This is a genomic window from Streptomyces sp. NPDC043726, assembly GCF_056436565.1.
Genome location: NZ_JBWKCI010000027.1, coordinates 20,564 through 43,747 on the forward strand (window position 1 = coordinate 20,564; position 23,184 = coordinate 43,747).

The following is a 23,184-nucleotide window of genomic DNA, read 5'->3' on the forward strand; positions in this document are numbered from 1 at the left end:
CATGAGGCACACCGCAGCCCGCGCCCGCCGTGCTGTGCGCCGGGCGACCACGCACCCGCGCACCGGCTCCTGCACCGCGTCCGGCGGACCGGGGCGTGGCGGCCGAGGAGCGCGTGCCTGGGCCCACGCCAACGGTGCGGTCCTCCGCCTGACCACGCGCCTGCAGGAAGGCCTTCAGGAGGCCACGCGCCGTCCGGACCGCGGCGACATCTCCACCACCACCGTCATCATCTGGGTGGCCGCCGTCACCGGCGCCCTCCTGATCGCCGGGACCATCGCCGTCGTGATCGCCAAGTACAACGGCCAGCTCACCGGTCTGTGATGTCGGCTCAGGACCGGCTGAAGGGCTGGTGGCAGGGGCGAAGATGGCGCGACGATCGAGGTGACACCTCCATTCAGATGGCGATCGTCTTCCCGTTCGTGCTGCTCGCCACGGTGGCCGTCATCCAGGCCTCGATGTGGTTCTACGCACGGCAGATCGCCCTGACCGCGGCCCGCGAGGGCCTCACCGCTGCCCGCGCCTACGAGTCGAGCCCGGGCGACGGTGCGGCCCAGGCCCGGGCCGTGCTGGGGCGCACTGCGGGTGACAGCCTGCGCGGCTACACCGTTGCCGCCAGCAGCGACGGGCAGCGGGTACGGGTTGAGGTCTCCGGCGCGGCCCTGTCGATGATCCCGGGCCTGCCAGGGCTGCAGGTCACCCAGTCGGCGTCCGGACCGGTGGAGCGCTGGACCGTACCGGGGGAGTGAACCACGTGCGATACACGGCCAGATGGGCTCGCAGGCTGAGCAGCGACGAGGGCAGCGCCGCGATCGAGGCTGCCATCGTCCTCCCTGCGCTGATCATGTTCATCTGCATGGCCATTGCTGGCGGACGCATCGTCACCTCCGGGGCGAAGATCGACGCGGCAGCTGAGGACGCGGCGAGGGAGGCCTCCATTCACCGCACAGCGGGGGCCGCCCAGGGCGCCGCGCAGGCAGCAGCCGCCGAGTCCCTGAACGACCAGGGCATCACCTGCGCGTCCACCAGCGTCACCATCAACACGGGCGGTCTGAACGTGCCGGTGGGACAGGTAGCCACGGTCACCGCGACCGTGACCTGCACGGTCAATCTCTCCGATCTGCTGCTTCCCGGAGTTCCCGGAGCGAAGACCCTCACCTCGACCGCCACCTCCGTCGTGGACCAGTACAGGCAGCGGGGTGAGGGATGATCTTCCGCCCTTCAGGCCTGCGGCGAGCACGGCTGGACGACCGGGGAGGCATCACCGTGTTCGTCGCCGTGTGCGTCCTGGCGCTGATCGGGATCATCGGCGTAGCCGTCGACGGCGGCAGCAAAATGCGTGCCGTGGAACGCGCCGACTACATAGCCGGCGAAGCCGCCCGGGCGGGCGGCCAGGCCATCGATCCTGCCAAGGCCATCAGCGGAACTGCGATCGTCGTGGACCCGCAGGACGCAGCCGCCGCCGCTCAGGCCTACCTCGCCACCGCTGGTGCCACCGGCACGGTCAGCGTTTCCGGCGACGGCAAAACCCTCACCGTCAACGTCACCGGCTCCTACGACACGAAGTTCCTGTCAGTGGTCGGGATCGGCTCGTTGTCGGTGAGCGGCCATGGCACAGCCACCCTCCTGCACGGCGTCACCGCTCCTGAAGGAACCTGATGCGCACCCCCGACCCCCCCGCCGCGACGGCCGGCCGCACCCTGGCCCGCGTCCTCACGGCCGTGCTGAGCTTGACCGTCCTGGCCGCCGCGGTCGCTGGGCTGCCGCTGCTTCTGGCCTGGGCCACCCCGGCCATCTGGGATTCCACCCACGCCGACCTCACGCACCTGCTGGACCGGCAGGACACGGGAGCGGTGTTCCTGCTCGTCCTCGTCGCGGTGGGCTGGATCGGGTGGGCGCAGTTCGCGTTCTGCGCCGTCCGCGAGCTGATCGCACAGCTGCGGGGCCGGACCTGGCATGCCCCGCGCGGACTGGGTGCCTCTCAGCGAGCCGCCGCTCTTCTGATCGGCAGCATCCTGGTCCTGCTGCCCACCAGCTCGGCTCTGGCCTCCGACGCGCAGGCAGCGCCGGCCACGGCCGCAGCCCTCATCCCCGGCCAGTCGCCGCAGGCTCCGCAAGCCACCCAAGCCCATCAGCCCCCAGCGTCCACCGCGAGCACCTCGCCGACTGAGATGGCGTATACGGTGCGCGAGGCGCGGCCGGCGGAGAGCCTGTGGGGCATCGCCGAACGGGAATTGGGGGACGGCGAGCGGTGGCGGGAGATCGCCGACCTGAACGAGGGCCGGACCATGGTGGATGGCCAGGTCTTCCGCGCGAACAGCTTTCTCCAGCCTGGCTGGCAGTTGGAGATGCCCGAGTCCGCCGACGCCGCGGGAGGCATCCGTACGCAGTTGTGGGGAGACTCCCCGGCTGCTGCTGGCGAGAAGGGCGAGCACGCCGTCACAGTGAAGTCCGGCGACTACCTGTCAAAGATCGCAGAGAAGGAACTCGGCGATGGCAACGAATGGCCTGAGCTGTTCGAGGCCAGCCGGGGCAAGCCGCAGCCCGACGGCCTGCCCGCCATCACCGACCCGGACCTCATCCGCCCGGGGCAGCAGGTCACTGTGCCCGGCACCCAGCCCGCCCCACCGCCCCAGGACCGTCACGGTGGGGACGGGTCGGGCAGCAAAGAGACCACTCCCCCAGCCACCCAGAAACCCGACGGTGAGCAGTCGCCGGGCGAGCGCACGGACGAGGAACAAGCGCCCCCGCCCAGCCACACCGCAGCACCTGCACCCGAGACTTCGGCCCCCAGCACACCGGCGAGCCGCCCTGCCCAGGAGGGGAAACCAGATCAGGCCTCTCCATCCGCATCGGCCTCCGCGACGCCCCGGCCCAGCGCGAGCGTCTCGCCCTCTGCCGTCTCACCGTCAGCTGAGTCATCCGGCTCCGCCAACTCCTCACCCACCACCACGGCGACCGAGACCCCGGCAACGGCCCCGGCCAGCAGCCCGCTGAGCCTGCGTACCGTTCTCGGCGCCGGCGCGCTCCTGGCCGCCGCCATCACCGGAGCCCTCGCCCTGCGCAGAACGCTGCAGCGCCGCCGCCGCAAGCCCGGCGAGAAAATCGCCATCGCAGCGGAAACCTCCCCGGCGGAGGCGCAGTTGGCGGCAGCCGCCGAGCCGAGCGGCGCTGCGCGCCTGGATGTGGCGCTGCGAACCCTGGCCCATAACACGGCACGGGAGGACGACAACGTGCTCGTGCCGCCGCTGCGGGCTGCACGGATCGGGGCCCGCGCGGTGGAAGTGCTGCCCGAAGATCTCACCCAGGAAGCGCAGGCGCCCTTCGTCCCCGGCAAGGGCGGTTGGTGGGCCCTGGCCCCGGACGCAGTCCTCCTGGACGACGAGGCCGCCCGCGAGGTGCCGGCGCCCTACCCAGCGCTGGTCACGGTCGGCAGCACCGACGCTGGTGAGCTTGTGCTGCTCAACCTCGCGCACTTGCCCGCACTGCTGCTGGACGGCAACCCGGTCCACATCACCGAGGTGTGCACCTCGCTCGCCCTGGAACTCGGGATGAGCCCGTGGGCCAGTGAAGTCGAGGTCGTGACGATCGGATTCGGCGAAGACCTGCCGCAACTGCTGCCCACCGCGCGGATCGCCCACATGCGCCAGCCCACGCACGCGCTGCGCGACCTGAGCGAACGCCTGCTGGAAGCACACCAGATGACCAACACGCAGCATGAGCCGTATCTGATGCTGTGCGCAACCGTCCTGGACGAGGACACCGCCTGGCAGTTCGCCGACGTCATCTCCCGGGCGGGCGAGGTCCCCGTCACACTGATCGCCCCCGCGAGCACAGCGGCCGCCCGATTCCCTGAAGCGGAGATCCTCAATGCCTCCCTCAGCACGCCGCAGCCCCTCGACTACACCGGCACCGACATCACCGTGCAGCGCCTGGAACACGCCGCCTACCAACAGATCACCACCGCACTGAAGGTGTCCGGGCAGCCGTCCCATCCAGCCGAAGGCCCTTGGGAAGATGTCCCGGACGAACTCGACAGCGCGCAGCAGCCCGAACAGGCACCGCCGGGGGAGTCGGCGCCCGCAATCACTGCTGCCCCGCTCCCGTCACCAGCGGCGGCAACGGACATGGGCAGCGAGGTGTTCCCGGCCCTGCTCGCCGCCACCGCCGATCCCTCCGGGCTCCCTCTCTCCTCCCCCACCGCATCGCCGACCCCAGCCCGCGACGCAACTGAACCGGGCACCAAAACAGCAGTGTCTGCGGGCCCGGCATCCCCCGACGCTGCGGACTCCACCGACACAGCGAAAGCCGGGAAAGCTCAGGCCCCGGGAGCCGCCCTCAAGGAGCCCGCGGTGCGCGAGGGGGAAGAATGCGCGGCGCAGGACCTACACGCCCCGGAGATCCGGGTGCTGGGGCCGGTGGAGGTGACGGGCGTGGAGAGCACCGGCCACGGCCCCAGGATGGCCCAGCTGGCCGCCTTGTTGTACTTCCGGCCCGGCCGCAGCGCGGACGTGCTGTGCGCCGACATGGATCCCCTCAGCCAGTGGTCGACCAACACCCTCAACGCCCGCATGCGGGGCCTGCGTAGCTCCCTGGGCAGCGACCCGGTCGGCAACCCCTACGTCCCGCGCCGCAAGGCCGGCGAGGACCCCTACCGGCTCGCTCCCGGCGTGCGCTGCGATTGGACCCGTTTTCTCCAACTCGTCGAACGCGCGCTGCCGCTGGGCACGTCCGGCTTGACCGACTTGGAGAAGGCACTGGCTCTGGTCCGGGGCAAACCGTTCGGCGGCCGGCCGCTGCCCTGGGCTGAGCCCTCCGCTCAAGAAATGATCACCCGGATCATCGATGTCGCCCACACCGTAGCCACCTACCGGAGCGAGCCGGGCCCGCACCACGACCTCATGGCAGCCCGCCAGGCCGTCGCAACCGGTCACGACGTTGACGAAACCTCCGAGTTGCTTTACCGGGACTGGATGCGCATCGAACAAGCAGCCGGGAATCGGGCCGGCCTGCATGCCGCGATCAGTCGCGTGCAGCAGGTCAATCGGGCACTCGACTGCTCCCTTGAACCCGAGACCGAGCAACTGATCCACCAGCTCCTCGGTACCACCCACTCAGCATGATCACGAGAACCGTCCGAGCAATCTGCACGAGCACCAGCGCTGACGACAGTCACGCTGCAGACGTGGAGAGCAGATCAGTTGCGGGACACACAGGGGGCGGAACGTGACTGCGAGGACGAGCGAGATACCCCATCTGACCCGAGCACACCGCGTTCTCATCGGCGTGGTGGCGCTCGGCACGGTGATCATCGCCGGTATCGGCTTCGCCGGTTCCTACGCGGCAGTCCGCGAGCTGGCCATCAAAAAGGGCTTCGGGGACTTCAGTTACGTCTTCCCGATCGGCGTCGACGCAGGGATCTGCGTCCTGCTCGCCCTGGACCTGCTCCTGACCTGGATCACAATCCCCCTCCCCCTGCTGCGCCAGACGGCATGGCTGCTCACCGCGGCGACCATCGCCTTCAACGGCGCGGCCACCTGGCCGGACCCGCTGGGCGTCGCCATGCACGCGGTGATCCCGGTCCTGTTCGTGGTGGCGGTGGAAGCCGCCCGGCACGCGATCGGCCGTATCGCGGACATCACGGCGGACAAGCACATGGAGGGCGTCCGCCTCACCCGCTGGCTGCTGAGCCCGGTGCCGACGCTCCTGCTGTGGCGCCGGATGAAGCTGTGGGAGCTGCGCTCCTACGAGCAGGTCATCAAGCTGGAGCAGGAACGCCTGGTCTACCAGGCCCGCCTGCGCTCCCGCTACGGCCGGTCCTGGCGCCGCAAGGCCCCGGTGGAGTCCCTGATGCCGCTGCGCCTGGCCAAGTACGGCGTCCCCCTAACGGAGACCGCGCCTGCTGGCCTCGCCGCGACTGGTATCAAGGAACCGCCGAGCCAGAACGTCGAACGCCTCCCCGCCCCCGCACCGCCGCAAGGCTCCGCACTCGACACCGCGGCGCAGCACAAGCAGCCAGCGGCCGAGCTGAAAACCACAGGAGCGGAAGCAGTCCCAGCCCCCTTCCCCACTCCGACTGAGAGGACCGAGCGGACGCACAATCCTCACGAGCCGACCGCACAAGCCGCTGAGCGCTTCGCTGAGGCATACCAGGCTTTCCTCACCCGCTTCCAGGCTGAGCCGACCCCGGCGCAGTGGGCCCACTGGCTCCGCGACACCCACGGCATCTGGACGGGAACCAGTGACCCGGACTTTGAGGGCCACGTGCAGCCGCTCCTCCACGCCCTCCAGGCGCGCCACGGGCCTGATCCACAGGAGTCCGCCGTCACCGAAGAACCCGAACCGGCCGGGCGGTGGTACGACTACCTCCACAGTGCCTGGCGTACACATCAGCAGCACTGCGCGTACCCGGATCCAGCCGCCCTGGCCGAGTACATCAACCAACGAGACTCCGTCACCGCAGTCGGCAGCCGTCCCCCCACCGGCAATGATCTGGCAGCATTCGTCGCGAGCTTCCAGGAGCACGAAAACGGCAGCCACCAGCCGGCCTTGAACGAGACCGGTGGCCAGCCGTCGCCACGACCTCGCGCCGCTCCCAGTGAGGGTGCCGCTGCACAACCCATGCCGGAAGGGAAGCGCAAGGCAGCTACCACCGGCGCCGGCACGCAGGCCGCCGACGAGCAGCACACCCCGCGAGTGAAAGCCGCCATCGACGAGGTATCACCCGACGGGCCCGCCGGCCTCACCACCGTCGACCACTACTACCTGGCATGGATGGAGTACCAGACACACAACGGAGACCGCCCGCAATCCTCGACCCGGGAAGCCGAGGAACTCTCCACCTATCTGGCCAGCAAGGGATTACGCGGCCGCAGCAACAGACCGGTCAGCCCAGCCACCCTGCGCCGCTACCTCCTGCCCTTTCGCGTGTACAGCATCTGGGCCGAACAACGAGTGCGCAGCGATGCACCGTCGCTCGATGCCGTTGCCCAGGAGTGCGCAGCCCAGGGAATCACCGCGCAATACAACAAACCCCTCAACACCGACTACCTCGCCGACCAGGCCGCCGATTTCGAGCGGCGCTGGCAGGCATTCCTCCGTCACCACGCCGGCGGACGGCGGTAACCGGCCCTACTGACGTTGGCACCGTGATGTCGTCCGGAAGGTTCTCGAATCGCGTGCCGGAGAGCCACCCGAAAGTCCGGACGGCTCCTCCATGTCCTGATCGACGGTGCGCCAGCGCCGACATGGACTGACAGCAGCCGGGCCGAGTTCTGGGCCTCATGGCGCCCCTGACCGAGTCAGTGCGGAAGGCAAAGGGCAGATCCGAGGCGAGGGCGACCCAGGGGCCACGACATGAGGAAGTGTCGGCGACGCGTGAATCGTGGTTCTGGATCACTTTCCGTGCCGGGGCCACGGAGGGTCACCACGCCCGCGATCATGGACGGCCGTGGGTGATGTGTTCCTCCAGGACCTGTGGTTCCGCCAGGCCGAAGGCGTTGTGATCGAAAAGGCAGTGCTCGATGGCGAGTTGGTACTCGTGCGGGCCCGTGCATCGGCGGACCAGGCCGCGTGTCATGCCTGCGGGACGATGTCGGGCCGGGTACACAGCCGATACGTACGCCGCCTCGCCGACACCGCGGTCGCCGGGCGTCCCGTGGTGATCGAGTTACAGGTCCGGAGGTTCCGCTGCCGCGACCGCGGCTGCAGGCAGGCCACGTTCGCGGAGCAGGTCGAGGGTCTGACCTTCCGGCACGGGAGGCGAAGCACCGGGCTGCAGACGGTGCTGCAACAGGTGGCCGTGATGCTGGCGGGCCGGGCCAGCGCCCGCCTGGCGGACACACTCGCGGTCCGGGCGAGCCGGTCGACACTGCTGCGGCTGATACGCCGCCTGCCGGAGCCTGAAGTGCACACGCCACGGGTGCTGGGAGTGGATGAGTTCGCCCTGCGCAAGGGACACAACTACGGCACGATCCTGGTGGACATCGACACGCGTCGTCCGGTTGATCTGCTGCCTGACCGCACCACGGCCACGGTGTCCGCCTGGCTCTCCGACCACCCCGGCGTCGAGGTGATCTGCCGTGACCGCTTTACCGCATACGCCGAGGCCGGACGACTCGGCGCCCCTGAGGCGGTCCACGTCGCGGACCGGTGGCACATCTGGAAAAACCTCGTCGAGGCCGTCGAGAAGACGGTCACCCAGCACCGTGCCCTGCTGCGCGAGCCAGAAGAGACCAGCCCAGTCCGCCTCAACACACCCATGAACACCACGGAGCTCGCACGGCGTCCATCGGGCGAACCGCGACACTCCGGCCGCCTGTCGGACCGGGTGCGCGAACAGCACGCAGCCGTCCACACCCTGCTCGACGAAGGACTCGGGCTACGGCCGATCGCCCGTCGGCTCGGCCTCGCCCGCAACACCGTGCGCCGCCTGGCCCGCGCGGCCACCGCGGACGAACTGCTGGTGGGACAGTGGACCGGCCGCAGCAGCATCCTCGATCCCTACAAGCCCTATCTGCATCAGCGGTGGGCCGAGGGCTGCACCGTCGCCCGCCGCCTGTTCGAGGAGCTGCGCCAGCGCGGCTACCCCGGCGGCGAGAGCGTCGTGAAGAGATACGTGCAGCAGCTCCGTGAAGCGTTCCCGCACGACGATCCGCCCCGCAAGCACCCTTCCGTGCGAGACGTGACCAGCTGGATCACCCGCCGCCCCGACCGCCTCGACGACGACCAGGCTCAGCGACTCAAGACGATCCTCGCCCGCTGCCCTCAACTCGACCGCACCGCCGAACACGTACGTTCCTTCGCCGAGTTGATGAACAACCGCCAAGGACAGCAGCTGGACCAATGGATCGACCGCGTCCAGGCTGATGCCTTGCCCGCCCTGCACACCTTCGTCACCGGCCTCGGCCAGGATCTCGACGCCGTCGTCGCCGGACTCAGCCTGCCCTACAGCTCCGGCGCAGTCGAAGGCCACAACAACAAGATCAAGATGCTCAAGCGACAGATGTTCGGCCGCGCCAACTTCGACCTACTCCGCAAGCGAGTTCTCCTCGCGGCGTGAGGCCGTCCATGATCGCGGGCGTGGTGACCCTCCGTGGCCCCGGCACGGAAAGTGATCCAGAACCACTTTTCGCACGACGCCGACATTGGTGGACCGTCCGAGGAAGTGATCCTGCATCGGGCCGAACCAGAAGAACTCCGGAATCAGACCGCCGTAGGCGTCGCCTGCGGGCTGCATCCCGGCAGCGATCTCGAACCCGTCGATCAGCTCGGTGAGTGGTGTTCCGTCGATGCGGGGGACGATCACGAACGGGCCGCCGTCGCCACGGTGCTGACAGTCGAACCGGATGTCATTGCTGGTCATCCAGTGATTGTGTCAGCGAAGCCGTTCCCTCCACCTGTGTAATTTGAGCTGGGGCTATGCGTGGCATGCCGAGGTCGATCGCCGTACCGCCGGAAGCTCGTCGGTCCATGTGAACGAGCTTGTCTTCGGCGCCGGCCAGGCTGATCCTGAGCCCTTCGACCTCCCCGAGCCAGCCCTCGCACTCGGCCTCGGCGATGCGGGCGACGAGAGTGTCGCGGATCTCCTCCAACCGGCCGCGCTGGGCCGGGTCCGGCCGGAGAAGCGAGCAACGAACGCAAGCGTGCGCTGTCCCGTACTCATTGTGAACCCGGCTGAACGGCCTCGTCTCGAAGAGATCCGGAACAACCTGCGCGACCGGATTGCCGAAGCCGAACGCGAAGGCTGGCTCGGCGAAGCCGACGGTCTCCGCGTCAGCCTCGCGGCTGCGGAAGAGAAGATCACGCAACTTGATGCCCGAAAGAAACGCCACGACTCCCCCCTCTTCCTAGGGATCCCCGCAATCGACCAAATCTCCGGCCACAGCAGCTGACGGATTGCTTCGCCCCGAGCTACTACAACCGCAAGCAGCCCTTCAGGCACGGTTCCTGCCCGTCGTGTCGGTGGGTCCGTCTCCTGCTTGATGTCAATGAGGGAAAACGCGCGTTCGGTGTTGGGTGCGGCTCTTCTGTAGTGAGCTGGTGATGCCTTGCTCCGTTGCCGTTCTCCATGTCGAAGACCTCTCGGGCGGCATATCGCTTGAGGCATCGGATGACCTCACGGCGGGTCTCGCCCTCCTGGGTGCGGCGTTCGTATTGACCCTGGTTGCGGGGATTCGAAGCGCAGCCGGGTGAACACGAGGCGGTGCAGGGCGGCGTTGGCCTGCTTGGTTGCCACCCTCGTCGTTCTTGGCCCGGGCCCTCGGCCAGCGCCTCCAGATACTGCTCGAGACCGATCACCCGGCGTCTGAGGACCTCTTCCGCGTCCGCTAAGTCCAGTTCGGCTTCGAGTCCTCCACCCGCACCACGGCGGCCTTCCGCCGGGCTTCCAACACCGCCCCCATCGACGGCATCCGCCACCCACACAACATCTCGGCCAACAACGAACCGAGACTTCCGCAACACCTGCGAACCCACGCCTGACCAGCGGAATCCACACAACAGATTCGGAAAAAACGACCTCTAAAAAGCTTATCAGACGCCCTCTAGTCCGCGGATGCTGAGAGGGCCAGTCGCGTCATCAGCCACTCCTGGAGTTCGCGGTGACGGAACTCGTAGGCAGGTCCCGAGATGCGCAGCACGCCCGCTTCATAAGCCCAGTCAAGAAATGCACCGGTTCGCCAGGGAAGCCGGCCACGGGTCCAGATGCGAAAGGCCACAAACCAAGCAAGCCACCGAGCAGGTTCCGCAAGGACTACGTAGCACAGCAACGTCAACATCACTGTCACGATGCCAGGCCAGCCGTGAAGGCTGAGCCCGGCGTGGAGCGTGTAGAGCGCGATCAACGCAAACCCGGCTGGTACCCCTGCCAGCAGAGCGCGGCGCAGCGGTGCATGGGGGCCGCCAAGGACTGAGGAAGGGGAGTGTGCAGTGGTGAGTTGCAGCCGCCTGTCGGTCACGACGGCCCAGGCACTCACGATTGTGTTGGCGAACCGCGGAATGAGCGTCGTTGCCGACAAGATCATGAGCGTACCGGCAATCACCAAGGAGAGCCCGTCCGGCCAAAACGGTGGCGATTCGTCGGTGGCCGCTCGGCGCACGGCGTCATATAAGTCTGGCCAAGTATGCAGGACTAGGATGGCGGCGCCCACTGCAGCGATGCTCCAGGCCAGTGCCTGTAGGAAATCACGAAGGGTGGCACTAAATTCGGCAACGGTCTCCGAGTGTCGCTCCACGCGATCGAAGCGCAGAGTACGGGGCCCGGCCACGTCAAGAGCAACGAAGGCTCCCAGCAACGTGCCTTCGCCGATGCTAAGGAGCACATTCCACAGGGGAGACCCAGTCAACCAGGGGTCGGCGGCCTGTGTGTTGACGTAGACGCTGGGCGCCAACATCAACGCCCCTAATATCGTTCCCACTACTGCGGCGATCGCTTGGGCGGACCGCCTCGTCCCTAGGCCCCACAGCTCGTGGAGCACGATCGACTGCCTTCCGGTGTCGCGCAGGTACCGAGCCAATTCGCCAAGCCATCGCTCGGCATCACGGTGGCCGTATCGGCCACGCGTGTCGAAGGGGTGCATGTCCACCGCCGTCGGCACATAGAGGCCAAGGAGATGTTCATTGACCGTGCCACGCCGGGCATGGCTGATGAGCTCCAAAGGGTCTCTGCCACCGGCGAGCACGGTGGCGACCATGGTCAACCGCCATGGTGTGGACAGCCACACCACTGGTGCAGCATCGTCAATCTGCCCTATGGCGTCCAGGAGGAACGCACAGCGATCGGGAGATGCAGTATCTCGCTCCAGGTAGGTGCGTGCCTGGCCAGCGGTGACTGGGGAGATCCGGAGCTGGGTGGCCTCGATCACGCGGTGGCCGGAGTCGACCAGCGCGCTGTAGCGAGAGGAACGGCATGTGAGAACGGCGGGTGCGCCGTCGACGTGGGCGTTGAGAGCGTCGATCACGGCCACCGCGCGCAGCGTGGCCGCACGAGGGTCGCCACCTGCGTCCATTTCATCGAGCCCGTCCAGAACCGGCATGATCCGGTCCTGGGCAACGAGCACTCGAGCGCTGCGCAGGGAAACGCCGTACTCGGCAGCGATGCGTTTAGCCAGCCACATCTTGAAGTCGATGCCGGTGTCCCAGTCAGTGAGGGTCAGCCGAATCGGCACCGGATCCTCGGCAGCGCGCTCCCGCAGCAGGCCCAGGACAAGGTCGATGGCCATGAAGGTCTTGCCGGCGCCGGGCAGGCCAGTGATGACCAGCCTGCGCGGCTGCCGAGCGCGGTAGAAGGCGGCGATGCCTGCCATCTCACCGTCCTGGCTAGGACCTGCCTGGACTCGGTGTGGGGCATCAATAACAGAGAAGCGGAGGTTAATCGGGCGGTGAGCTCGAAGCTTACCGCCAAGCAACTGGCCTCGCTGATGCGCCCACCTCTCCTTAGATACAGGCACCAGGTTCTCGACCAACTGTTCCACGGGCTCGGTCGATCCGCGCGACAATACGGCCAGCACAAGTCCGAGGAACCCGACGGGCACGCCAATAACCGCGGCCAGGTCAGGCATCGAAAGCCGTGCGCTCACCCCCACCACCAGGCCCCATACGGTCGCCAGCACCGTACAGAACGTGAGCACTGCGACACTTAAACGCTGACGGCGATCACGCCGCCCTCCCCCATCCGGCATGCGCTGATAATGCTCTAACCGTGGCCCTCAATACTGGGAAAACCCCAGAATGAGAACTGGGACCCGCTCACCGAGCTAGCCCGGCACGCCCCAGAGACCGGAGGCATTCCTCTGGAGACACAGTTCGTACGAGGTCGTCGCACTCGTCGACCATGCCGCTACCGGTGACGGAGCGTCACCGGCGCACGGTGGCACAGCCAGGCGTCACGGAAATCTTGCCAGGGCCAGAGAAGTAAGTACGCCGACAACGGTACGAGGTGTGCACCGCGCTGGTGCGGCACCCGGGCACCCGACCGAGTGGCTTCAAGGCCAAGGCGTTGCGACTCGGCAACCTGGGCGGGGCATCCTGACCAGCCGACCTTACCGCGGAGTGACATAGTGTCAGCTTGGCGTTTAACCTCGGCCGTTCACCTGGCCCGCTGATCTTGGTTCGTTCTCGGGACAGCAGGACGGCCGTTCTTCACGCTTCGAGGTGTCGAGCAACGTCGCGTGAAGGAACGGCCGCTGGTGAAGAGTCTCGCCGCTGAACAGCCCGCTGACGCCGCGTTGGGCGTCCTGTCCCACTTTCGTGTCGAGTTCTACGACTGCCTTTACACTCGGGCGGATGCGCTCTTCGAGCTCACCGACGCGGTGCTGTGCTCGGACGGCCCGGTGACGTCGCTGGTCGAGCTGACGCTCACGGCCGAGCACCGGCGGGGGCACGGGGCGATGTACGACGCGGTCAACCACGGCTGGCTGGAGCCGCGCCGCCTGCGCAGACTGCTGGCCTCCACGCCGCTGCCGCGCGCCGCCGACGGGCGGATCGTGCTCGCGGTGGATGTGAGCAACTGGCTGCGTCCCGATGCCCCGACCAGCCCGGAGTTGCTGTTCTGCCACGTCTACGGGCGGGGCCGCAGCGCGGATCAGTTCATCCCCGGCTGGCCCTACTCCTTGTCGCCGCGCTAGAGACGGGACGCACGTCCTGGACGGCCGTGGTGGACGCGGTTCGGCTCGGGTCGGCCGACGACGCCACCGCGGTGACCGCCACCCAGCTGCGCGAGGTGGTCACCCGGCTTGTGCACGTCGGGCAGTGGCGGCCGGGCGACGCGGACATCCTCGTCACTGCGAGATCTGATCACCGATCACCGGCGCCCCGAGGACGACATACTGCTCGGGGAGGTCGAGAACTCCCGCATCCTTGCCGTGCTCGCCCACCTGGCACCCGCGGAGAAGGCCGTAGCCATGGCCTACAGCACGCAGCGCATGACATGGGCCCAGGTCGCAGCGCTGGGAGGCGCCGACGATCCGAACGCATTCGGACTTCGGGTGAGCCGTAAACTCAAAAGGCTGGGACGGCACCACACTCCCCCGGCGAACTCGTCCGATCCCCTGCCGGAAGCCGGCCGGTGAACATCCTCAGCGCGGCTGCCGCCGAGTACCTGGGAAGCCTCGCGGTCGTGCTCACCCTGGCCGCAGCCCACAGCACCAAACGCCTTATCAGGCAACGGACACAGCACGCGGACCGAGCTTGCGAAGGGCAAAGCCCCTGCTGCAGTCGTCGCCATGCTGGACCACATCGTCAATACCCACGGCGCGGTACAGCACCCCGTCTCGCGCTTCGCACACCGAGAGGAAAAGACCCGCGATCCGTCGGAGGGCGGCATCGCATTAGCACATTCCGGTGACATTGCGTCGTTCATCGGCAACAGCCTGAAAGGGATCATTACGCGCAGTAGTCTTTTGCTCACCATCATGGGCGCGGCCATGGTTGACGTGCTGGTTGTGTGGCCACCACGGAGGGTGACCGCCGGACGGAGGATGAACGAAGGGCGGTCTGTGGGTATGAAGACGGGGGATTGGACAGGCCTGTGAAAGAGTTCGACCTGTCAACACGGGCCCTGCGGGGCCTGGTTGCTCGTACAGTGGAAGCTGCTGGACGATGGGGTGGGGGAACTATGGATCCAGTGGTTCTCGCGGTCATCTCTTCGTCATTGATGTCTTCCCTCACCACAGAAGCGTGGCGGCAGGTCCGTGACAGTGTCGTGTCGCTGGTGCGTAGCGTTCGTCCGGAGCAGGCCCAGAGCGTTGCGGTGGAGCTGGAGCAGACGCGGCATCAGGTCATCGCCGCCCGGACAGCCGGCGACAGCCGTCGTGAACAAGAACTGACCATTCGCTGGCTCAACCGTCTGCACACGGTTCTCAGCAAGGTCGACACACTCGACGCGCCTTCACAGCAGGAGCTGATCTTTCGGCTCCTGCTGAGCGCACGTGGTCAGATGCGAGCGGGGGAGCTGATCCTGCCGCCGCCGCAATCCGATCTCTTTGCCGCAGGACGCCTGACGGAAGCGCTCACGTCGAGCGACCTTCCTTCACCGGCTCAGGCACTTCCGGCGGGAACACGACTTGCGCGTGCTCGTACACTGCCCCGGGACGTCTCGCTGGCCGGACGGGACCGGGAGCTGTCCGACTTGCTCTCGGTTCTGCGTGCGCCTGGGGCACCTGTGTGCCTGGTGCACGGCATGCCGGGTTCAGGCAAGACCGCGCTGGCCGTGCACGTCGCGCACCGGCTGATCGACGACGTTCCCGACGGTCAGATCTTCATCAATCTGGCTGCGCACAGCCTGCGTCAGGACGGTGCGCTGGCACCTTCCCTGGTACTGGCGACGCTGTTGAAGACGGCCGGGGTGCCGCGATCTGCCCTTCCGCACAGCGTCGACGGGCGGGCTTCCATGTGGCGCAGCTGGCTCTCGTCACGCAAGGTGCTGCTGATTCTCGACGATGCCGGTGACTTGGAACAGGTCGAACCCTTGTTGCCGGGTGATTCCCCTTCACTCACGGTCGTCACCAGCAGGCTTCGCCTCGATACCCCCATGTTATCCCGCTCCATTGATCTCGGACCGCTTGAGCCGGAGCCGGCAGCGGACATGTTCGAGCTCTTGATCACTTCGCAAAGAACAACGGTGGACAAGTCGGCTGCACGAACAGTGGCCCGCTTGTGTGGCCACCTGCCCGTGGCGATTACCGCCGCAGCAAGCGAGCTGCTCAGGCATCCCACCTGGCGTGCCGCCGATCTGGTGCGTGAACTGGCCCTCCCCTCAGGCTTTTTGGGGGCTTTGCGCGCAGGGCCCGTAACAGTGGGAGCCGTCTTCCGGACCTCGTACCGGCGGCTTGAACCGCAGCAGCAGGAATTCCTGCAAAGGCTGTCTCTGCATCCGGGGACCGAACTCGAGCCGCACGCGGCAGCAGTGCTGGCTGAAACCAGCGTTGACCACGCGCGTGAGCACCTCAACTCTCTCTACGTACGCAGTCTGCTCTCCGAGGTGACACCGGGGCGCTTCAGGATGCACGAGTTGGTCCAGGCGTTCGTTGAACGTCAGACCGAGGCAGCCCAGGGCGATCACGCACACCGTGCAGCCACGAAACGGCTGGTGCACTTCTACCGAGAGACCGCTGCCAGAGCCTACGCCCTTGGGTCGGGCGAGTCCGGTGCGGCGATGCCGGATCAGGCGCCCCACCTGCAAGACGCAGCCGACGCAGCCGCCTGGCTGCGGCTAGAGGCGGAAAACCTGGCCGCGGCAGCACGCGTGGAAACGGGACAGGCCTCCGCAGCGCTCGCCGAACTATTGACCGCCTTCTTGCTGCGGGAGGGCAACGAAGGCCTCGAGCAGGCACGTGAGCTTCTGTCACAGTCGGCGCAGCACGCGGCTGACCAAGGCCAGCACGCTGCGGAAGCGTTGTTCCACTACCAGCTGGGCCTGGTGGCGGTGGAGGCCGGCGAGCCTGATGCAGCCAAGGAACGGATGAACCGGGCACTGGCCCTGCACCGGGATCAGGGCACGCGGGGCGGTGAAGCACGCGCCCTGTACGGGCTCGGGCTGGCTGATCATCTGGCAGGGCATACCGAAGAGGCGGCGGGCCATCTGGCGCGGGCGTCTTCGCTCTTCCGCGAGCTGGGCACTGTTTTGGACGAGGCGAACTCTCTGTACGAGTCCGGCGCGGTGCAGGTGACGGCAGGCCGCGTGCGGGATGCGTTGACCCTGCTGGAACGGGCCCAGGTGGCGTATCTCAACGCGGCAGCCTCTCCGGCCGACCCGGTGACGAAGCTGTTGCCAGCGGACTGGACCGATCAGCTACGGCAACTGTCCGAGCGGCTGAGCACGGCACAACGCGCCTCCTCCGTCTCGGAACAGCCCGGATACGGGGGGCCAACCTGGGTGACGTTGCCCGGCACCGTCCTGCATCATCCGGCCGCCCTTGCCCCCGCCGACAGCACCCCCGCAGAGGGTTCTGGGGAGGGCGGCGGAGGTCCAAGGCCTCCGGCCGGCCCCACCGATCCCTTCGACGAAAACGACGAAGAGCCCGTCGGCCGGGACTCGCGCACCTCTGGCGAGCCGAAGACGGTGAAGGACGCGGACGGCCAAGAAGGCGGCGCACGCGTACTGTCCGCCGCGGAGCGGGAGGCTGTGGCCGGACAGCACCTCAATTTCTGGTTCAGCGATCCCGAGGTAGGCGACGACACGGCGCTACAGGTGGGCCGCTCCTATCAGGGAAGCTTCCAAGCGGGAGCCGACGACCCGCGAAACCGCGCGGTAGGTGAACGCTTTGTGCCCAGCAGCGATATCCCGGCCTCAGGGCTGCCGACCCGGTGGGTCGTCCACTCCACTACCGCGGCACTGGCCGTACCCGCAGATGCCGGCTTCCTGGCCCAGGCGTACGCGACGCAGGCAGGTGACCGGCCCCAGTGGATCGTGGAATTCGACCTCGTCATTCCGACCGTGGGGCAGTCAGAGGAACGGCTGATCACCGTCACGCCTCAGGCGCAGGGCGACGTGCAGATCACGGCGGAGCTGTACGTCGGGCAGGACCGCTACCGTCAGTTGAGCATCGAAATCTGCGCGGAAGACCCGCCCGACTCGGGGCCGACCGCCGCACCACCCGAGCCGCAACAGAGCCCGGCCTCAGACACACCTGCGAACGATTTCCCACGCCAGAGACCCGCTGTCCAACAGAGCGAGACCGCCGCCGAGGGCACGGACAGCACCCGCCCGGCCGCAGTTGCCCGGAGAGGGCTGCGCACGAAGACCCGTGACTATCTGCCGCTGGGCCAGACGGCTCTCTCGCTCCCCCACGCCTGGCAGCGCCCTCCCAGCATTCTGACCCTCACGCTCATGCCGCCCCAAGCCAAATGGCACCTGGAGGCCAACGGTCGCCCCGATGCCAGCCAGTGGTGCGACTGGCAACCCGGAGCGGAGACCGGAGAGTGGGTCACCAAGGCCCAGCACGCCTTGGACGCGGTGAGGCAGTTGTGCGGCCCGCGCTACAACGACATCACCTCGGCGGACATCTCCGACCGCCTCAAGCGGTTCGCGCCCAGCGCAAACTGGCACGGCAACGGGCAGCACTTCTCGCAGCACGACGAAGCCTTCTGGATCAATCTGGCGGCAGAGGAAGCCATGCGAGAGCTTGCTTTCGCCGGCCACAGGCTGTTCCGCGCCCTGTTTCCTCCAGGAAGCAAACTGCACCAGCTCATCACGGATCTTCGGCCCGGCTCCAAACTCCATGTCGACTGGCGCAGCCGGGACCAGAAGCTCTTCCACGTGCCCTGGGGCTTGCTGTACCGGAATGAACCGCCAGGCTTCGGGCAGACCGTCGACGCCGACAACTTCCTCGGGCTGCGGCTGCGTTTGTCGAACCTCACCTACAACATCGGAGAGACCTCACGCGCGCTGGACCGGAATGCCACGCGAGCCCACCTGTTGTACTGGGGCCAGGGCGACCGAACGGCCGAAGCCGTCGACGAGCACAAGAAGGAACTGTCCCCGTGGTCACCGCTCTTCCTGCCGTCAGGAGAGCACAACAGACGTGCGCAGTTATCGCAGTTCCTGTGTTCGCCCAAGCCGCCACCGGTCTCACTCGTTTACATCTTCTGCCAGGGCACCAACGATGCGGACAAACCCCTGCGCTTCGGCCGCACCAACAAGCCCGAGGACATCCTGGCCCTGTCGGACATGGGCGTCTCCGCACTGGAGGACCAGCCACTGGTTTTCATCAACGCCTGCGAAAGTTCCGCCGTCGACCACCCCTTCAGCAACACGCTGCAGCACAGCTTCATGGAACGCGGAAGCCGCGCCTACGTCGGTGGCGAATGCAAGGTCCCCACAGCCTTCGCCGCCCGTTTCGCAGCCGTCTTCTTCCACTTCCTCTACAACCGCATCTCAGCCGACACCCCCACCTCCGCGGGCGAAGCCATGAGCCAGAGCCGCAAGTTCTTCTGGGACGAGTACCGCAGCATCGGCGGCCTGTTCTACAGCTACGTCAACGACTACCAACTCTTCGTCGCCGGCCCCGCCGAAATCGAAGCCATGCACCAAGCACCCGCCGTCTCCCTGCTCCCGGCCACGTAAGGCTCCGCCCATGACAGCGCCGTCATTCCACGACAGCTTCGCCCTTCGATTCATGCACGGCGACACCGCAACCCGCCTCGACCTCGCACGCGATCCCGCCGCCGCCGACGCGCTGCGCACGCTGCTGGGGACAGCCGCCTTCGAGGAACTGCAGGAGATCGCCGGCCCAGCGCAAGGCGATCACCTTGCCGACGACGGGCCCGTCAATCTCATCTTCGTCCCAGGCGTCATGGGCAGCTACCTGGCCAGTACATCACTGGGCGGCATGTGGTGGATCGAATACCCCAGCCGCAGCCGCATCGACGATCTGGCACTCGCCCCAGACGGGCTGACCGACATCGATTCCCGCTTCCAGATCGAACCGGTCACCGTCACCCCTTCCTACACAGGCTTTCTGGCCGCGGCCATGCGCCGCCCCAACCTCAGTCACCGCGCCTTCGCCTACGACTGGCGCAAGCCCCTGCACGTCAGCGCCGACCATCTGTACAGCTGCGTCACCGAAACCCGCACTGAAGGCTACGAAGGGCGGCCGATCCACCTCGTAGCACACAGCATGGGCGGCCTCGTCATACGCACAGCCCTGATGCGGCACCCGGACCTGTGGAACCACATCGGAAAAATCGTCTTCCTGGGCACTCCCCACTACGGGTCCCCGTCCATCGCCGGGTACCTCAAGAACCACCTGTGGGGCTACGAGAAACTCATCCTCCTCGCCCGCTACCTCAGCAGGGACACCTTCCGCTCCCTCCACGGCGTCATGAGCCTGCTCCCTGCACCAGCCGGCGTGTACCCCGGCACCGAAGAAGGACTGCCGGGAACCGAATACGACCACCCCTGCGCGAACTTCGACCTCTACGACGCACACGCCTGGCACCTCAACCTGTCCACCAGCCAGGAACTCGCCCTCCAGGACATCCTCAGCGCAGCCGCACAGCACCACCGCGACCTCGACGACTGGCACCATGCACTCGACCAGAACCAACGCGACCGCATGACCGTCATCGCAGGCACCGGCTACAAGACGCTCTTCCGCCTCGCCTACAACCGGCGCCTGGGCTTTCTGTGGCACCACATGGAACGGACCACCGCGCGAACTCCCCACAATGCGCACGGAGAGAGCGACGGACGAGTTCCCCTCGCCTCCGCCCAGCTCCCGTTCGTCGGCGACCTCCGCTACACCCACACCGAACACGGCAGACTCCCCGACGACACAGCCGTCCAGAACGACGTCTGGAGCGCCCTGGCCGACAAACCGCTCCAGCTGGCCACCAGCTCAGCAGCCGCCCTTGACCATCACCTCGCCGAAGCCGGCGACCAGCCCCACGCCCTGGCCATACCGCAACTGCCCACGCCACGCACCCCCGACGACCCCGGCTACCTCGACTTCGATCCCCCCAGCACAGACCGGATCGCCCAGCTCGAAAAGGAACTCGACTCAGGCAACATGCCTGACTTCCAGCGCCTGCGGCTCCTATGACATTCGGGCGCAGGACATGGTGGTTTCCTCCCCAAAAACCCTCACTGCCGTCACTAAGCGACGGCAGCGCACCGCGCGACCCACGATCCCACGGCCACAGCCGTGGCGCCGGCCAACGCCCGGGGTGGACAGCTATCTGTTCATAGCACTGTGACAAGGGTGAGAGCAGCCAGTGCCAGGGTCTCAGTGGCGGCGAACGCTGCGCCAGCCTGCAGAAGGGATGAGGCGGGGCTGGCTCCTGTGTACCGAGGGCGTCAACGGACTCGGCGCATGGGCACTCGACGGCATCGCGAAGGGCGAGATCGTAAGAGCGCCCCTTCGACGATGCAGTGGCTCCGTCAGGCCGGACAGCGGACCGTCACCGGATCCGGCCACCTCGCCACCCACCTCGCACGCGGAGCCGTACATCACGCACGCGCAGTGTGGCGCTGGGCCATGGGCTGGCTCGCCGAAGGCGCCGGCCTCGGCTTAAGCGTGGCCGTGCTCCTGGGTGCTGCCGCGTTCCTGCGCAAGGTCGTTGGCGCGGTCGCGGCCGGCCTGTACGAGCGGGTCGCCGACGGTGGAGCGCCCTGACTTCTGTAGGGTGCGGCCGGGGTGTGGGGGGGCGCGGCGAACCGGTGCGGCCGGGACGGCTGGGAGCCGAAGCAGCGTCCCACCGAGCCGGAGCCGGCCGCCGACGAGGGCCAGCCCGAGCCCGTCGCCGAGCACACCCCCGCCAGCCCACCGCGCGTTTCCCCGGTTGCACTCGTCGCCGCGGTCCGCGATATCGGCCCCCCGCACGCGCAGTTGACGCCACTGGCGGAGCACCTCAGTGCGACCACTGATGCGGTGCGCGCCGCTGCCCAGCAGATGGGTGGGCCGTGAAGGACGTCCGCATGGGAGCCGTTCATCCTCGGCCGGGCTGCGCTGATGGGGATATTTGAACCTCCCCACCCCCTGCTCGGGGGTTACCCCACACCTGCTCAGTGGATCTCCCCACCCACAGACCACCTGACCTGCGGACGGGCGCCACAAGGGAGGGGCCGCCCGATAGCCAGCCAGGTCCAGGGACGGGCGGACTGTCCAGGGTGGCCGAAGGCCAGCGCGGAGCGCCGCCGAAGGCGCCCTTGACCGGCCGGCGCGTCCCGCACACTCCACGAGCGGGCGGCCCCGGCCGACAACGCGCGACGCTCGTTGAAACTCCCCACTCCGTTGAACTCCGTGCCGAGTGGGGCGACGAGCGACCCTGGTCGTTTTCAGAGATCCGCATCAGCGCTGGGACGAGGCCCCTACCCCGGCCCAGGCATACCCCTCTCCGGACGTTGTCGGCGCAGGTCAGGCTGCCGACGACGACAACAACGCCGCCCTGGCACACACATCGGAGAAGGGGTTTCGTGTAGAGCCCGTTGGCCTGGCGAGGGCTGTCGTTCACGACCCGTCAGAGACCGTCCGCAACCACCGGGTGCGCGGCCGTTAGAACCCGGAGCGGGCCGCTCCCAACCGCCAAGAAGAGCGCGGTCCGCCCCGGTCCACCCATCCCGCAACACGAGACAGGAGATCGCCATCATGGCACTCGGATGGAAGACCAACCCCCGCGAGGACGACCCCCGCTTGGACGGGCACGAGACCGTCTACCAGCCCTCCCGCGGCGGGCACTTCCCTGCCGAGGACAAGCCGGTACCGGGCGCACCGCTGGAGGGCCAGCGCGAGAGCCGACCGCCTGCCACACTGGAAGCCCCCCTTGGCCCACCGCGTTCCCCCGTCGCGGTGGGCCTCCCGCGTTTCCGGGGCGGTTGTCGGCGGCCAGCGCTACGATCCGGCGGCATCACCAACCCTGGGGGGGATCCATGCGCCGCACCACCACCGCCGTACTTGCCTGCCTGCTGCTCGCCGGGGCCGCGGTCGGCTGCTCGAACTCGGACTCCGATAACGCGGAGGACTGCGCCACTGCACTCACCGAGCCAACCGGCAGCAGCTCCGACGACACGCCAACCCTCGACGAGGCCACCGAGCGGGTCGACGCCCTCGACGACACCCTCGCCGGCATGGTCCAGGACGGCTATCAGACCGTTGCCGAGGACGCGTTCGACATGCTCGAAGCGAAGACCAAGCCGGCCGAGAAGAAGCGGCCGGATGCGTGCGGGCCGCTGTCGGAGGACGAGTACATGGCGGTGCTCATGGCCAAGGCAATCGACGGTCTGGAGTGGACGGACAGCGAGGGCACCTTCGACAAGAACAAGATGCTCGACTCGTTGACCGAGACGCCGTGAGCGGCATGCAGCAGGGGCCTAGGTGGGGGCCGCCGTCCCCGCAGAGCCCGAAGCGGACAAACGCCATCATCATCTGGACGGCAGCCGCTCTGATCGCCGCGATTGTGGGGGCCGGCCTGTACGTCTCTCAATCCGACGGCGATGGTGGGGAGATCGCAGATCCGGTTGCCTGCAGGGAGGCGATGAGGGAAGGCCTGCACGATGCCATGGCTGCTGGGAGGGACGCGCCGACGCCTGCGCCTCCTCCGGCTTGCATGGGGTTGGATGAGGCGAAGGTGGAGCGGTTGATGGGTGAGGTGATCGGGGAGTGGTGGGACAGTCCGGAGGCTGAGCAGCTGTTTGAGGATTCGTGGCGGGATGCGGTGGAGTCGGCGTATCCGTCGCCTTGAGAGGCGTG

15 protein-coding genes and 2 pseudogenes are annotated in these 23,184 nt (G+C 67.6%); 14 read left to right on the top strand and 3 right to left on the bottom strand.

The window, feature by feature from the left end; all coding sequences use genetic code 11:
- Nucleotide 1: 1 nt before the first annotated feature.
- The 7 genes and pseudogenes from AC068Z_RS41910 to AC068Z_RS41940 all read left to right on the top strand — a co-directional run bounded on the left by AC068Z_RS41910 (nucleotide 2) and on the right by AC068Z_RS41940 (nucleotide 9,059).
- Nucleotides 2–322 carry a hypothetical protein gene (locus AC068Z_RS41910; RefSeq protein ID WP_478568942.1) on the top strand — a complete coding sequence of 107 codons (321 nt, stop codon included), beginning with the start codon at nucleotides 2–4 and terminating at the stop codon, nucleotides 320–322.
- A complete protein-coding gene (locus AC068Z_RS41915; RefSeq protein WP_478568945.1) occupies nucleotides 322–747 on the top strand; it encodes a TadE/TadG family type IV pilus assembly protein in 426 nt (141 codons plus the stop codon). The genes AC068Z_RS41910 and AC068Z_RS41915 overlap by 1 nt, the downstream gene beginning before the upstream one ends.
- Nucleotides 744–1,208, top strand: coding sequence for a TadE/TadG family type IV pilus assembly protein (locus tag AC068Z_RS41920; protein WP_478568948.1), 465 nt, complete (start codon nucleotides 744–746; stop codon nucleotides 1,206–1,208). Before AC068Z_RS41915 ends, AC068Z_RS41920 begins: the two co-directional genes overlap by 4 nt.
- Nucleotides 1,205–1,657 (top strand): TadE/TadG family type IV pilus assembly protein, encoded by a 453-nt coding sequence (locus AC068Z_RS41925; protein WP_478568950.1) that lies wholly within the window; start codon nucleotides 1,205–1,207, stop codon nucleotides 1,655–1,657. The genes AC068Z_RS41920 and AC068Z_RS41925 overlap by 4 nt, the downstream gene beginning before the upstream one ends.
- Nucleotides 1,657–5,121, top strand: a complete 3,465-nt coding sequence (locus tag AC068Z_RS41930; protein WP_478568953.1) for a LysM peptidoglycan-binding domain-containing protein — start codon at nucleotides 1,657–1,659, stop codon at nucleotides 5,119–5,121. Before AC068Z_RS41925 ends, AC068Z_RS41930 begins: the two co-directional genes overlap by 1 nt.
- 103 nt (nucleotides 5,122–5,224) lie before the next feature.
- Nucleotides 5,225–5,924 (top strand): annotated as a pseudogene (locus AC068Z_RS41935) (DUF2637 domain-containing protein); the annotation flags it as partial.
- Between the two features lie 1,533 nt (nucleotides 5,925–7,457).
- Entirely contained in the window at nucleotides 7,458–9,059 is a 1,602-nt protein-coding gene (locus AC068Z_RS41940; RefSeq protein WP_478568956.1) for an ISL3 family transposase, read from the top strand.
- Here the strand turns inward: AC068Z_RS41940 and AC068Z_RS41945 are convergent.
- The 3 genes from AC068Z_RS41945 to AC068Z_RS41955 all read right to left on the bottom strand — a co-directional run bounded on the left by AC068Z_RS41945 (nucleotide 9,027) and on the right by AC068Z_RS41955 (nucleotide 12,609).
- Nucleotides 9,027–9,362, bottom strand: a complete 336-nt coding sequence (locus tag AC068Z_RS41945) for a hypothetical protein (RefSeq protein ID WP_478568959.1) — start codon at nucleotides 9,360–9,362, stop codon at nucleotides 9,027–9,029. The two genes, AC068Z_RS41940 and AC068Z_RS41945, sit on opposite strands and share 33 nt — an antisense overlap.
- Nucleotides 9,349–9,831: a hypothetical protein gene (locus tag AC068Z_RS41950; protein ID WP_478568962.1), complete on the bottom strand. Its 483-nt coding sequence runs from the start codon at nucleotides 9,829–9,831 to the stop codon at nucleotides 9,349–9,351. The genes AC068Z_RS41945 and AC068Z_RS41950 overlap by 14 nt, the downstream gene beginning before the upstream one ends.
- A gap of 711 nt (nucleotides 9,832–10,542) precedes the next feature.
- Nucleotides 10,543–12,609 carry a hypothetical protein gene (locus AC068Z_RS41955; RefSeq protein ID WP_478568965.1) on the bottom strand — a complete coding sequence of 689 codons (2,067 nt, stop codon included), beginning with the start codon at nucleotides 12,607–12,609 and terminating at the stop codon, nucleotides 10,543–10,545.
- A 615-nt stretch (nucleotides 12,610–13,224) separates the two neighbouring features.
- On the opposite strand from AC068Z_RS41955, the pseudogene AC068Z_RS41960 reads away from it, so the two are divergent.
- The 7 genes and pseudogenes from AC068Z_RS41960 to AC068Z_RS41990 form a co-directional block, all read left to right on the top strand.
- A pseudogene (locus AC068Z_RS41960) lies at nucleotides 13,225–13,805 on the top strand (transposase); the annotation flags it as partial.
- A gap of 415 nt (nucleotides 13,806–14,220) precedes the next feature.
- Nucleotides 14,221–14,529: a hypothetical protein gene (locus AC068Z_RS41965; RefSeq protein WP_478568968.1), complete on the top strand. Its 309-nt coding sequence runs from the start codon at nucleotides 14,221–14,223 to the stop codon at nucleotides 14,527–14,529.
- 92 nt (nucleotides 14,530–14,621) lie between these two features.
- On the top strand, nucleotides 14,622–19,061 hold the full coding sequence (locus AC068Z_RS41970; RefSeq protein WP_478568971.1) for an ATP-binding protein: 4,440 nt from the start codon (nucleotides 14,622–14,624) through the stop codon (nucleotides 19,059–19,061).
- Between the two features lie 52 nt (nucleotides 19,062–19,113).
- Complete coding sequence (locus AC068Z_RS41975; RefSeq protein WP_478568974.1) at nucleotides 19,114–20,538, top strand: lipase family alpha/beta hydrolase; 1,425 nt, start codon at nucleotides 19,114–19,116, stop codon at nucleotides 20,536–20,538.
- Nucleotides 20,539–20,973: 435 nt separating this feature from the next.
- Nucleotides 20,974–21,111, top strand: a complete 138-nt coding sequence (locus AC068Z_RS41980; RefSeq protein ID WP_478568977.1) for a hypothetical protein — start codon at nucleotides 20,974–20,976, stop codon at nucleotides 21,109–21,111.
- 1,253 nt (nucleotides 21,112–22,364) lie between these two features.
- A complete protein-coding gene (locus tag AC068Z_RS41985; protein WP_478568980.1) occupies nucleotides 22,365–22,787 on the top strand; it encodes a hypothetical protein in 423 nt (140 codons plus the stop codon).
- On the top strand, nucleotides 22,784–23,176 hold the full coding sequence (locus AC068Z_RS41990) for a hypothetical protein (RefSeq protein ID WP_478568983.1): 393 nt from the start codon (nucleotides 22,784–22,786) through the stop codon (nucleotides 23,174–23,176). The genes AC068Z_RS41985 and AC068Z_RS41990 overlap by 4 nt, the downstream gene beginning before the upstream one ends.
- Nucleotides 23,177–23,184: the final 8 nt, after the last annotated feature.